A 13460-nucleotide genomic window follows, 5' to 3' on the forward strand; every position below is an offset into this window, starting at 1 on the left:
ACGAGACCGGCGGATTTGCCATTGCGAATCCGCCGGTTCGTTTTTGGTCAGGATTTTTCGATCAGCTTTGGGTTGCTTCTGTCGATCGTGAGAATGAGTTCGCCGAACAAAGTGTTGGCCCACGCGAACCACGCGCGCGTGAACTTTGCTGGATCATCCTTATTGAAACTTTCGTGCATGAAGCCGGTACCGGCGTGCGTTGTCTTGAGCCACGTGAGGCACTGGCGTTGCTCGCTTTCGTCGCTGGTGGTGAGTGCGCGCATGATGATCGACATGGGCCAGATCATGTCCTGGCCGATGTGTGGCCCGCCGATTCCTTCGGCCGCCGAGCCGCGAAAGAAATAAGGATTGGCATCACTCAAAACGAATCTGCGCGTCGCAAGGTATCGCGAGTCGTCTGCGGCGCAGGAACCGAGATAGGGCATGGCCAGCAGGCTGGGCGCGTTGGCGTCGTCCATGCAGTTGGCGTTTCCGAAGCCATCGATTTCGTAGGCCCAGATGTCACCGGCAGTGCCGTGGTGAATACGTGCATGGGCATCGAGCGCGGACTTGATCTCGGAACGCAACCGGCCGGCCTGGCTCGCGGCGGTGGTGTCGTGTGCGATTTCAGTAAGCATCTCTTCGATGCGTTCCAGCGTCTTCACCGCGAAGAAGTTGCCGAGAATATTGAGAGGGTAGATGCACGCATCGTCAGAGGGCCGGAAGCCGGAGTAGATCAAGCCGATGGGACGCGCGGGGTTGCCATAGCCGTCTTCGCTGAGCGTGTCGTAGGGCGAGAAGGCTTCGCGCTGGAAGCGGTACGGTCCGCGCGAGGTTTTGCGCTGCTGCGCCGTGAAGGTTTCGAGGATGGCGTTCATGGCGCGTGTCCATGCGGCGTCAAATGGGCGCGTATCGTGCGTGATGCGCCAATACTCATGGGCGAGGCGCACGGGATAGCAGAGCGAGTCCACCTCCCACTTGCGTTCGCCAACGCCTGGCTTCATGTCGGTGCGATCGGTCTTGCTCCACGAGAGTGGCTCGGCGCTGCCGAGGTCCGGCATGAAGGCGTTGGCGTAGGGATCGGTGAGAATGCAGCGCGTCTGGCGGCGAATGACACCTTCGATGAGCCGCGCCAGTTCCGCATCTGCGGTGAGAAACGGCAGATAGGGCCAGACCTGCGCCGAAGAATCGCGAAGCCACATCGCGGGAATGTCACCGGTGACGACGACGGTGTCAGGTCCGGCAGGACCGTTCGTAAAACCTACAGTGGTGTCGAGCGTGTTGGGCAGGCAGTTGGAAAAAAGCCACGCGAGTTCGGGGTCGCGCATCCGAGACGACACAGACTCGATCGCGGCATCGACCGCCTTGCTGCGGAAGCGGCGGGCTGAGGGGGCAGGGCGCTTGGAAGTGAAGCCGGACTGCGCGAGGGAAAAGGTTGGAGCAATCGCGGCGGTTCCTACTGTCGCAGCCGCGTTCAGAATGAAGCTACGGCGCGAAACATGTGCGAAAGGTTTCATTTGCAACTCGGCGTGCGGATTCAGGTCCGTACTCCATGATAAGCGTTGACGAGAAGCTTCTAATCTAGAGACACTTCTCCACAATCGCAAACTCCAGATCGTCGCGAAGGGGTGTACCGAAACGGTTGTCGTCGTATGGATACGGTTCGGTTTCGCCAGTGCGGTGATAGCCGCGCCGTTCGTACCAGGCGATCAGCGTATCGCGCACACTGAGAACGCCCATACGCATGGAGCGGGCACCGTGCGCGATGGCAAATTCTTCAGCGGCAGTGAGCAGAGCGCGGCCGAGGTGCTGCTTTTGCAGTGCTGGGGCCACCGTAAACAGTCCCAGGTACCACGCATCATTTTTCAGGGGCTCCAGCCAGACCGTACCGATGATGGCATGGCTTTCAGAGTCACGTGTGACCAGGAAATGCGCCTGCGGCTTCGCTGCGAGATCCTGCCGCAGCAATGAGTCTGTCAGGCGCGTGCCCTCGATGATTCCGGTTTCAATGTTCCAGCTCGCAACGGCACCGTTGCCGCGATAAGCGGTATTGACGAGGTCGATAATCTCGGGAAAGTCAGCTTCGGTGGCGTGTTCAAGATTCATGAGTCACTATTCCGCGTCGGGCGGTACCTGTTCCAGCAGCCTCTTCCATGTTTTCTGGTTGCGGCGAAAACCCTTCTTCAAGTCCTCAAGGATGCGTTCGAAGTCGGCGTTGGTGCGTAGATTATTCCACGCAGGATTCTTCTGGAACCATGGATAGTTCTCGTTGCCGAGATAGATGGCGCGGCGCAGCCAGTGAAGCGCCTCGCTGGAGTCGCCTTCAACGGCAAAGTATGTTGCCAGGCGATAAGCCATCTCGCTGTCGGCTTCGGCGGCAGCCAGCGTTTCGTCTTTCAGCAGCGCGGCGGCGCGGGTGCGCTCGCCCACCTGCACGTAGCACATAGCGAGCGTGGGAACGGCGATGCGGAGCGACTCGTCGTCGCGAATGACGCCTTCGAGGATGTCGATCGCTTCGGTCAGATTGCCCATGCGCATCTGTTGATACCCCGCCGAGGTGCGCAGCAACGGATGGCGTGGTTCGAGAGCGAGCCCCTTCTCCAATTCATCGCCGGCCAGCTCAATTTGATTCTGATAGTGGTACACGCGCGCACGATGGTTATAGAGAATGGCTGCGTTCGCCGGATTGAGCTTGAGCGCGCGATTGAACTCCACCAGGGACTCGTCGTACATGCCGTCGCCGCGCAATGCGATGCCGGCCACCATATGCACATTCCAGTCATTGTGGGCAGAGGCCAGCAGGTTGGCAATGCCGTGACGCGCCGATTCCTTCTCGCCGCGCGAGAGCAGCATGTAGATGCGATATAGATTCGCTTCTGTGGCCGCGGGATCGAGCCGCAGCGCCTCATCGAAGTCGCGGCGCGCGTGCATCACGTGGATCTGGCCGCCGAATCCATGGCGCACGTACTGGAGTTCGGCGATACCGAGGCCGCTCCAGCCGGCGGCAAACTCAGGGTCCTTGGTGGTGACACTGGTAAACAGCGCATGAGCTTTGTCGAGGTCGGCCTTGGAGCCGGTGCGCACCATGAACGAACTGAGTAGCGCGCGCGCCTGCAGGTACTCTTCGCTCACCGGACCCGGCAGCGAGCCGTCGCGCAAGGCGGGGCGCGGCGCATCCATCTGGTCTGCCGCACCGAGGCCGTGCAGCGCGGCGAAGACTTCGTTTGAAATTTCACTTTGCACGGCGATGAGGTCGAGCGAGGCGACGCGGATGGCTCCGCCGGAGCGCACGCTTTGCGAGGTGACGTCGAGCAATTGCCAGTTCAAGTCGAAGCCGATTTCAGAGCGCAAAAAGCTGCCGGCCAGCACATAGGAAACCAGCAGCCGCTGGCCGATGGAGAGCGGATCCATCTGCGCAATCGGGATCGACATGAGCGTGCTCGACGGCCTGACCACAAGCGCCTGAATGCGCGCCAAACGCGCGGCAATGGCATCTGCAAGAGCATAGCCGTAGAGCGGGGCAACCTCTGTTGCGCCGAGGTTGGCGAAGGGCAGCACGACGATGGAGTTCTGCTTTGCGCTGTCGCCCGCCGACTCGCGAAAGCGCTCGGCAAGCATGGAGAGAAAGCCGGTGGTGCGCTTTTCAGCTTCGGCCTCGGTCGTCGGCAGGTACGCAGCGGCCTCACCGGGGATGGCGCCGGTTTCGATCTGCAGCGCCTTCATGATGGTTTTGAGGGCTTCGCGCACTTCGGCGGCGGAGGCGTAGCGCGTCGCGGGCGTCTTCTCAAGACAGGTGGCGATCACGCTCTTCAATTCCGTCGAGATATCTGGAACGATCTCGCTGAGGTCGACGGGATCAGAAAACTGGATAGCGCGGATGGTTTGAAAATCTTCGGAATCGGGGCGCGAAAAAGGATGACGGCCGCTGGCAAGTTCGTACAGAATCACGCCGAGCGCCCACACATCCGACTGCACGCTTGACTGGCCGGTAACAAACTGCTCGGGAGCCATGTAGCGAATGGTGCCACCGCGCGCGGTGTAGGTCGCGGCAACCGAGGCGTCCTTCGCGAGCGCAGGCTTGGAGGGATCGAAGCTGGCGTCTTCAGGACGGAGGCGGCGCGCGAGGCCGAAGTCGAGAATCTTTACCAGGCCGCCGTCGGTAAGCATTACGTTCTGAGGTTTCAGGTCGCGATGAAAGATACCCAGCGAGTGTGCGGCTTGCAGGCCGTCGGCGATCTGGATGCCGACGGAAAGCAGGAGCTGCGGAGTGGCGGGGCCACGCGCGATGAGCTGATCGAGCGACTGGCCGGGCACGTACTGCATGACGATGTAGCCCTCGTCCCCGGCCTCGCCCACTTCATAGATAGCGCAGACGTTGGGGTGCTCGATGGCCGAGGCGAGGCGGGCTTCGCGCAGGACGGTGGTACGGAGCTGTTGCGCGGAAAGCAGGCCGGTGCGCAGGATTTTAAGCACCACGGGCCGCTGCAGGAGCGAGTCGTTGGCCAGATACACAACGCCGCTGCCGCCCGCACCCAGGCGGCGAATAATCTCGTAGTGCTCGATGGTCTTGCGTTTCATCGCTGCTTTCAGTGTATTTGCAGCGCGATGAGGACCGTATCAATTTCCGGTGAGCGGCTTTTGGGCGCCATACTTCGATCCAGCGAGGAAAACAGCGGACTGCAAAGATGAGCTCGACATCATTCCTTCTGCCTTGCATAGAAGATGAGACTAAAAAGCGACAGTAGAAAACAAATTCCCCACAGCGAAGTCATAAGGTAGGTGCCCTGAGCACTTTCGCGCGTCCACGATCTAACTGACAAAATGGCCCAACAAGCACAGGTCAAGGCCGACCCCAGAACTTTCAACCATTTCAACCGTCTCTTCATAAGGTCTCCTAGACCTTGGGGCCTCTTCGATTGTCGTTGCAGGCTGACGCAATTTGGTCATATATCTGGAGAATGCAGATGCTCACCATAAGGACAGAAACCAATTTCACCCCAACCCTCCATAGGTAGATCGCCACACACCCACTGACGATCGTGACGAGAAGTGGGCCAATTCTGATGACTACCTTTGATGTTTCCATAGGGAAGGCACATTATCGCACGGCTCAAGAGCATATTGCGCGTTGCTCCCTATTCCCTGCTTCAATGTCCGCGCCGCACTTCGCCTTCTTCCACCGACGGTGGCGGCTCTTTCGCGAGGCGGCGCTGGCTCCGCTGGCCGAGGAGGAACATTGTCAGCCCGAAGACGAGCAAAACGAGGCCCCACCACAGATTCGCGTTGATCCCGAGGCTTTTTGCGTACAGCGTGGTGTCGCCGTTGGTCTTGATGCCCCAGGTGGTCATGATGGCGCCGGTAAAGGTGAACATCAGTCCCATGGGAATGCGCAGGTCGAGATTCATGGTTCTCCTTCCGGCTCAGGCAAAGAAAATGTTCAGCGCGATAGCGCCCAGCAGCACTGCGATTCCAAGTGCTTCGGGACTCTTCCACCAGCGATCGTGGGCACGCGGCGGCTTGGGAGTAAGCGAGTGCACCAGGCCCACCAGTTCCGACTCAGGCCGCGGTTTTGTAAGCAGACTCACGATCACCGTAATGATGAAGTTGGTGGAGAAGGCGAAGATGGCGCCCCAGAAATTCTGCGCCATGTCGCTGGGGTAGTGATGCACCACGGTGATCCATCCGCCGTGAATGCCCGCGTGAGCCTCGATGGGCAGCGTAAGCCCGTGATGCAGCATCGCGGCCAGCGTTCCGGAGATGAGGCCGGTAAATGCGGCGTGGCCGGTGGCGCGCTTCCAGAACATGCCCAGCAGGAAGGTCGCAAACAGCGGCGCGTTCACAAAGCTGAAAACAAGTTGCAGCGTGTCCATGATGTTGTTGAAGTTGATGGCAGCGTACGCAGTCGCGATCGACAGCAGGATACCGCCGACCGTAGCCCATCGGCCCACCGCCATGTAGTGCCGGTCGCTTGCGCCCTTGTGAATGTAGGACTGGTAGAGGTCGTAGGTGAAGACGGTATTGAAGGCCGTCACGTTGCCGGCCATGCCGCTCATGAAGCTGGCGAGCAGCGCGGTAAGTCCGAGGCCGAGAATGCCGGTGGGAAAATAGTGCAGCAGCATGTTGGGCGTGGCCATATCGTAGTCGAGCAGAGGCTTTCCGCTGGCGTCGAGCATTGCCTTACCGGTGACGGGGTTGATCTTCGCGGGAATAATTCCCCGGCCCTCTTCGGCAATCTTTGAAACCACCGTGGTGTCGTGATAGATGACGCCGTTGGCTTCGCGCACCGTGGTAATGGTATGAGGCGTAGGCAGCGAGATCGCGATCAGGCCGGGCACAATCACCAGGAACGGGAACACCATCTTGGGTACGGCGGCGATCAGCGGAACGCGCCGCGCCGATGCCATGTTCTTCGAGGCCATCGCCGTCTGAATTACGAGGAAGTCGGTGCACCAGTAGCCGGAGCCGAGCACGAATCCTAGGCCCATGCCGATGCCGATGATCTCAATGCCCATGGGATTGGTGCTCGAATGCATCACGCCTTTCCACTCGTGCATCATGCGCGGATCGACAGCGGAGACCGCCATCTTCAAGCCGTTCCATCCACCAACGTTCTTCAGGCCCAGCAGCACCAGGGGCAGAAAGCCCGCGATGATGAGGAAGAATTGCAGGACCTCGTTGTAGATGGCGCTGGTGAGTCCGCCGAGAAAGATGTACAGCAGAACGATGACGGCCGACATCACAATCGAAAAGGTGAAGATGCCTTCTGGCGCCCATCCGAGCGAACGGAACAATCCATCGAAGACATGCAGCGCCTGGATCAGCCGCGCCATCGCGTACATCGAAATTCCCGAGCTGAACACGGTCATGACCGCAAACGAGCAGGCGTTCAGGGCGCGCGTCTTTTCGTCGAAGCGCATACGCAAAAACTCAGGGACGGAGCGCGCCTTTGAGCCGTAATAAAAAGGCATCATGAAGATGCCGACAAAGACCATGGCGGGGATGGCGCCAATGCCGTAGAACTGTGCGGTTTCCAGTCCGTACTTGGCGCCTGAGGCGCCCATGCCGATGACTTCCTGCGCACCGAGGTTGGCGCTGATGAAGGCGAGACCGCAGATCCACGCAGGCAGCGCGCGCCCGGCCTGGAAGAAGTCCTTGCTGGTTTTCATGTAGCGCTTGAGGGCAAAGCCGATGCCCAGCACAAACACGAAATACAGCAGCATGATCAGCCAATCGACAAAGGTGAGTTGCAAGACGGCTCCCCTGATTCATCGAGACTTCACGCGGCTGCAGCGATTGGCGCTGTGAAGTTGAAACCTACCGGCGCGTGAGTTCGACAATACCCAAATCACTCTACCGATGAGGACTGCGGCCCGTCCAGCAGAAATTGAAAACCTTTTCAAGGCTCCGCCTTTTCACCCTTTGGACGAGTACCGAGCTAAACTAAGAGAGCATGATTCCTACCCTTGCCTGGACCCCGGAAGGCGTCCGCTTTATTGATCAAACCAAGCTTCCTCTCGAGGAATGCTATGTGCTGGCCACGGATTACGAACAGGTGGCCGACGTCATTGTCACCATGGTTGTACGCGGGGCGCCGGCCATCGGAGTTTCCGCCGCTTACGGTGTGGCTCTTGGAGCTCTGCGCAGCAAGGCAAAGACCGTGCAGGAATTCGAGCCGGAATTTGAGAAGATCTGCGCACGTCTAGCGGGCACACGGCCCACGGCAGTGAATCTCTTCTGGGCTATTGATCGCATGAAGCGCGTCTTTGCGACCATGGTCGCCGCCGGCGCTCCGCTCACCGATATCCAGCAGAAACTCCTCGCCGAAGCGCACGCCATGTACGAGGAAGACATTGCTGCCTGCAAAACGATGGGTGCCTTTGGCGGGGCACTGCTGCCGGACGAGGGCGGCGTGCTGACCCACTGCAATGCGGGCGCGCTGGCGACTTGCGGGTATGGCACGGCGCTCGGTGTCATCCGCTCCGCCGTGGAGCAGGGCAAGCGGATTCACGTTTACGCGGACGAGACGCGGCCGTTTCTGCAGGGCGCGCGGCTCACCGCGTGGGAGTTGATGGCCGACGGTATTCCCACGACGGTCATCTGCGACAACATGGCGGCGAGCCTCATGCGTGCGGGCAAGATCAGGGCCGTTGTTGTTGGTGCGGACCGCATCGCCGCCAACGGCGACTTCGCCAACAAAATCGGAACCTACAACGTGGCCATCCTTGCGAAAGAGCACGGCATCCCGTTCTATTGCGCTGCGCCGTGGTCCACCATTGACACGGCAACCGCAACGGGCGATGCGATTCCAATCGAAGAGCGCGCGGCAAAGGAAGTGACGCACCACGGCGGCAAGCAACTCACGCCGCATGGCGTCGGCATCTGTAACCCGGCGTTTGACGTGACCCCGGCGAAGTACGTGACGGCCATCATCACCGAGCGCGGTGTGTTGCGCGCGCCGTATGCCGAGTCGCTGAAAGAGATGGAACTCGTCGCCGGGTAGGTGACTGCGTCTACATTTGTAGGAGTCGTGTCTCCTCTCCTCGCCATCTTTCGGCTGCGGCAAAAATCCCTGGTGCGCGGCATTGTGCTATCTCTCAGCGCATTCATTGCGAGCTTGCTGCTGGCGGGGTTTCCGCACATTGAGAACCTGCACGGGTCTCCATGGCAGTTCGCATCTCTTCTGATGGCCGCATGGGGAATGGCAGAAACCGGCCGCTGCCTGCGGGGCAAGTGGAGCCTGTACCACGCGGGAGTGTTGATCCTCCTATACTCAGACCTCATGATTCTTACGCTGATCGTGTTTCTAGTGGCCTTTCCCCTGTAGTCCGCGTTGATTGACTCTTCGGATGTCACATGCCTTTTATGACGGGGATATGTAAGATAGGCAGACGCGCGGCGACGCGACGAGCTTGTTCAGAAGTTTTTGATTCCAGTTCGGAAGGCCTGTCGGGTAGCATGTGCGCAATGACTTTCAGGAGGTAAGGCATGCTGAAGGGATTTCGTGATTTCATTTTGCGCGGCAATGTCCTCGATATGGCGGTTGGCATCATCATCGGCGGCGCATTCGGAACGGTGGTAACCTCTCTCGTCAAGGATATATTCACCCCATTCATCGGCAATCTTGTAGGTAAGCCGGACTTCAGTGCCATTCAGTTCAACCACGTGATGCTCGGCAACTTCCTGAATGCCGTGATCGCATTTCTGTTGGTTGCAGCCACGGTTTACTTTTTCATTGTGGCCCCGGCCAACGCGCTGATGGCTCGCTTCAAGAAGCCCGTGCCCGATGTGCCGCCGGCGACAAAAGCATGTCCTGAATGCCTCAGCGATATTCCGGCTGCTGCCAAGCGCTGTTCGCATTGCACACAGCCGGTTGCCTGATTCGTTTCTTCGACGCAGCCTAGTCCAGTTCGCGGAGCGGCTTCGAAAGCGCAAAGAAGCCGATGAACGACAGCAGGGACACACTGGCCATCATCGCCAGGGCGTGGCCTGTGTCCATGTGGCGTGAAAGCTCGCCGGCCAGCAGCGCGCCGATGGGAGGTAGACCAAGAAAGCTGGTGGCGTAGATGCTCATCATGCGGCCGCGCATCGCATCCGACGACAGGTGTTGGATCGACACGTTGAAGCAGGAGATCATCAGGATTCCGCAAAAGCCCTCGCAGAATGCCAGGCACCCCGACAAGGCGAATCGGTGGGAGTAGCTGAAGCCGATAATCGCCAGGAAGAACACGATCCCGCAGCCCGTCACCACGCGCCCGCGATGCCGGATCACGCCGGAAATGGCAATCGTCATCGCGCCCAAGACCGATCCGACGCCGGAACAGGCAAGCAGCAAGCCCAGCCCTCGTTCACCTGCGTTCAACTGCACCTTGGCAAAGTAGGGGATGAACGTGATGAACGGAAATCCGAAGAAGCTCGCGAATAGAGTCATCTGGATCAACACGTACATCTGGGGGTTGCGGCGCAGGTAGGCAAAACCGCCGTGCAGGCTCTCCCACAGGGTCTGGTGGCGGCTCAGTTTCTCTTCGGGATATTCGATCCGCATCAGCGCCCACAGCACAGCAAGAAAGCTCACGCCATTCAAGAAGAAGTTGCCGGCCATGCCGAGCAGAACCATGGCGTAGCCGCCCAGCGTGGGGCCGAGAATGCGCGACATGTTGAACTGCGCGGAGTTGAGGGCGATGGCGTTGGTGAGGTCTTCGCGCTTTACGAGCTTCGGCACCAGCGCCTGGTAGCTCGGCGCATTCATGGCCATGGCTACGCCGTTGCCGAACGCGATGGCCGCCACGCCCCAAACGCCGATGGCGTGAAAGTACGTCAAGCCGGCAAGCAAAAACGCCAGCAGCATCATTACGGACTGCGTCACCAGCAGCAGGCGGCGCTTGTTCACGCGGTCGGCGATGACTCCTCCGAAAAGCGTAACAAACAGGAACGGAATTGAACCCGCGAAGCCCACCACGCCCAGCCAGAAAGCGGAGTTCGTGAGTGTAAGCACCAGCCAGCCCTGGGCCACGTTCTGCATCCAGGTGCCGATGTTGGAGGTAAAGTTGCCGGCCCAGAAGAGGCGGAAGTTAGGGTTGCGCAAGGCTCGGATAGCCTGTGGCAACTCGGCGGCTTCGGCCGGCGACAATTCCGGGACGATCGCCCCAGGGACAATCGCAGCGGCCTCATCAGAAGCGGCCGCCAGGTTCTCTTCGTTAACTTTGGGCCGGGTACGCAGAGGGAGACTCCAAATGTTCAGTGTAAGTGCCAAGTGAATTGCCGGGAAGCGGCGCGAACCACGAAAGGTATGAATGTTCTTTCGGCCGGTCTCGCTGCGAAATGGTCCATGCATCGGATAGGCGTCGGAAAATTTGAAGCCTTCCCATAGCTCGACCGGGCGCGTCTCCGTCTTAACCGCAGGAGCAGCCCTGCCGGTCGTCTGAATTAACCTCAGAACGAAGCCCACCCGACCCGCCAGCTTCGAGAGGGACCATGCCTTCTGGATCGACCCCAAAGCTCTTCGCAGCCCCGCCAGCCTTTGCAGAAGGCCTCTTCCAGGATATCGGCTACAGCCTCCGCAGCCTTGCCCGGAGTCCCGGCTTCACCATCGTGACTCTGCTGACGCTCGCACTCGGTATTGGAGCGAATAGTGCCATGTTCAGCGTGGTCCATGGGGTTGTCCTCGCATCGCTTCCCTACCCGGATGCGAATCGGCTCGTCTTTCTATGGCAAACAAGGCCGGGCGTTTCAGAGATTGACCCGTCCGAACCGAACTTTGAAGACTGGCAGAGCAATTCGCGATCGTTCGAGAACATGAGCGGAGTGGTCTTCCACAATTTCAACCTGTCCGCCCCCGGATCGGCGGGACACTTGCTCGGGATTCGCGGCTCCTCAACGTTTCTTTCCGCGCTCAAGATCGCGCCCGCCCTGGGCCGCGATTTGACCAGCAGTGACGACCAGCCCAACGCATCCCCCGTGGCGCTGGTGAGCGACCGCGTGTGGAGGGAACGCCTCGGCGGCAACCCGCAGGCGCTCGGAAGTGCGTTGGTTCTCGACGGCAGAACCTACACCGTCGTCGGCGTGCTTCCTCCCCGTTTTCGATTCTTTGAGGATACAGATGTCATTACGGCACTGCGCCCTCAGATGCCCGCTCTCTATGCGGACCGCTCTGTAGATGCCCTCGCTGTGGTTGCGCGCCTGAAACCTGGTGTTGCCGCGAGCCAGGCCGAAAGTGAATTGAATTCGATCCAGCAGGAGCTCGATCGCAGCTATCCGGATGCGGACCATGGAATGGGGGTCGCGGTCTGGTCCTTTAAGAAGATGATGGTCGGCGACGTGGAAGGCGCGCTTTTCGTGCTCTTCGGAGCGGTGACACTGGTGCTGCTGATTGCATGCGCCAATGTGGCCAACCTGCTTCTGGTCCGAGCCAAAATGCGCGAGCGCGAATTCGGTGTTCGAGCAGCGCTTGGCGCCAGCCGCGCCCGCATGGTCCGCCAGGTGCTCACCGAAAGCGTTTTGCTCGCATCGGCAGGTGGCGCGCTGGGCATTGCGGTTGCCGCTGCAGCTTTGCATCTGCTGCTTGCTGCCATCCCGGGGACCCTGCCCCGCGAAGAGAACATCGCCCTGCACTGGCCGGTGCTTGCCTTCACGCTTCTGACGGCCATTGCCGTGGGGATTCTATTTGGCGTGGTGCCCGCACTACGCAGCGCACGCGCCGGCGTGCAATCGGCGCTGCAACATGGCGCACGTGGGGCAACCGGCAGCAGCCGCGGTGTTTTAAGCCAATTTGTCGTGCTGCAGTTCGCGCTTACGCTCGTCCTGCTCGCCGGGGCGGGTTTGTTGCTGCGCAGCATTCAGCAGCTTTGGCGCGTCAATCCCGGATTCGAGGCCCGCCAGCTGATCTCCTTCAGAGTGGAACTCGCGCCATCGAATACCGGCACACCGAAAGAAACGCGAACGGCCTACCAGCAATTGCTGGAGCGCATTCGGAATATTCCGGGTGTTGAAGCTGCCGACTTGAGCAATCTCGTTCCGCTCTCCGGCGGCGACAACAGCGGCCCCTTCTGGATCGGCGCATCACAATCAACGTCCCTGCCCGACGCGCCGCACGCTCTCTACTTCTGGACCGGCCCGGACTATCTGCGCACCATGGGCATTCCGCTGCTGCGTGGCCGGTTCTTCAGCCCGGCGGACCAGTTGGGAACTTCCAAGGTTGTTGTCATCGACCAGATTCTTGCCAACACATTCTTTCCCGGCGAAGATCCGGCGGGAAAGACCCTGACCGTGGCCCACTGGGGTACAGCAAGGATCGTCGGTGTAGCGGGTCATGTGCGCTATTGGGGGCTGGATGATGCGGGGACCTACAACCCTCGCCAGATTTACATTCCCGCCTACCAACTTCCCGATTTCATGGTGAGCGACTTCTTCCGAAACCTCACGATTCTGGTTCGCAGCACGCTGCCCTCGTCAACTCTCATTCCAGCCATTCGCAACGCTGTCTACGCATCCGCGCCGAATCAACCGGTCTATGACATCAAGACCATCGAAGACCTCGAACGCGAATCGATGGCATCGCGGCGGCTACCCATCCTGATCCTCGGAGTCTTCGCGGGACTGGCGCTGCTGCTGGCCTCGGTCGGCATCTACGGAGTGGTGTCGTACTCCGCTGCGCAGCGTATTCGCGAAATCGGAATTCGCATGGCCCTTGGCGCCGGCAGAGACGACGTCTTTCGCATGGTTCTCGTCCAGGGATTCAGGATGGCGGCAATCGGCATCGGGATCGGCGTGTCGGCAGCCCTGATACTCACCCGTGTCCTGCCCAGTTTCTCGCATCTGCTGTATGGCGTCGCGAAAAGCGATCCACTGACGCTGGCCGCGGTGTCTGCGGGGATGACCGTGATCGCGCTGGCGGCTTGCTATCTCCCGGCGCGCCGGGCCATGCGCACCGACCCAATGGCGTCGCTGCGTTGCGAGTGAAATGACGATTCACCTGCGTGGAACTC

At 60.0% G+C, this 13460-nt stretch carries 10 protein-coding genes; 4 read left to right on the forward strand and 6 right to left on the reverse strand.

The window, feature by feature from the left end:
- Positions 1-47: 47 nt before the first annotated feature.
- From WCA10_RS05155 to WCA10_RS05175, 5 genes are all read right to left on the reverse strand, one after another.
- Complete coding sequence (locus WCA10_RS05155) at positions 48-1496, reverse strand: glycoside hydrolase family 125 protein (RefSeq protein ID WP_472821432.1); 1449 nt, start codon at positions 1494-1496, stop codon at positions 48-50.
- A gap of 64 nt (positions 1497-1560) precedes the next feature.
- Positions 1561-2085, reverse strand: coding sequence for a GNAT family N-acetyltransferase (locus WCA10_RS05160; protein ID WP_472821433.1), 525 nt, complete (start codon positions 2083-2085; stop codon positions 1561-1563).
- Between the two features lie 6 nt (positions 2086-2091).
- On the reverse strand, positions 2092-4557 hold the full coding sequence (locus WCA10_RS05165; RefSeq protein ID WP_472821434.1) for a protein kinase domain-containing protein: 2466 nt from the start codon (positions 4555-4557) through the stop codon (positions 2092-2094).
- A gap of 569 nt (positions 4558-5126) precedes the next feature.
- Positions 5127-5384: a hypothetical protein gene (locus tag WCA10_RS05170; RefSeq protein ID WP_472821435.1), complete on the reverse strand. Its 258-nt coding sequence runs from the start codon at positions 5382-5384 to the stop codon at positions 5127-5129.
- A 15-nt stretch (positions 5385-5399) separates the two neighbouring features.
- Positions 5400-7229: a sodium:solute symporter family protein gene (locus WCA10_RS05175; RefSeq protein ID WP_472821436.1), complete on the reverse strand. Its 1830-nt coding sequence runs from the start codon at positions 7227-7229 to the stop codon at positions 5400-5402.
- Between the two features lie 200 nt (positions 7230-7429).
- Between WCA10_RS05175 and mtnA the strand changes: the two genes are divergently transcribed.
- The 3 genes from mtnA (at position 7430) to mscL (ending at position 9357) form a co-directional block, all read left to right on the forward strand.
- Positions 7430-8479, forward strand: a complete 1050-nt coding sequence (gene mtnA, locus WCA10_RS05180) for an S-methyl-5-thioribose-1-phosphate isomerase (RefSeq protein WP_472821437.1) — start codon at positions 7430-7432, stop codon at positions 8477-8479.
- Positions 8480-8506: 27 nt separating this feature from the next.
- On the forward strand, positions 8507-8803 hold the full coding sequence (locus WCA10_RS05185; RefSeq protein ID WP_472821438.1) for a permease: 297 nt from the start codon (positions 8507-8509) through the stop codon (positions 8801-8803).
- A 161-nt stretch (positions 8804-8964) separates the two neighbouring features.
- Complete coding sequence (gene mscL, locus WCA10_RS05190; protein ID WP_472821439.1) at positions 8965-9357, forward strand: large conductance mechanosensitive channel protein MscL; 393 nt, start codon at positions 8965-8967, stop codon at positions 9355-9357.
- 19 nt (positions 9358-9376) lie between these two features.
- On the opposite strand, the gene WCA10_RS05195 is transcribed toward mscL, so the two are convergent.
- Entirely contained in the window at positions 9377-10729 is a 1353-nt protein-coding gene (locus tag WCA10_RS05195) for an MFS transporter (RefSeq protein ID WP_472821440.1), read from the reverse strand.
- 221 nt (positions 10730-10950) lie between these two features.
- Here WCA10_RS05195 and WCA10_RS05200 point away from each other — a divergent pair, with 221 nt between their 5' ends.
- The gene (locus WCA10_RS05200; protein ID WP_472821441.1) at positions 10951-13434 is read left to right on the forward strand and encodes an ABC transporter permease; all 2484 of its coding nucleotides are present in this window, start codon (positions 10951-10953) and stop codon (positions 13432-13434) included.
- Positions 13435-13460: the final 26 nt, after the last annotated feature.

The organism is Occallatibacter sp. (genome assembly GCF_049582745.1).
Taxonomy (GTDB): domain Bacteria; phylum Acidobacteriota; class Terriglobia; order Terriglobales; family Acidobacteriaceae; genus Telmatobacter.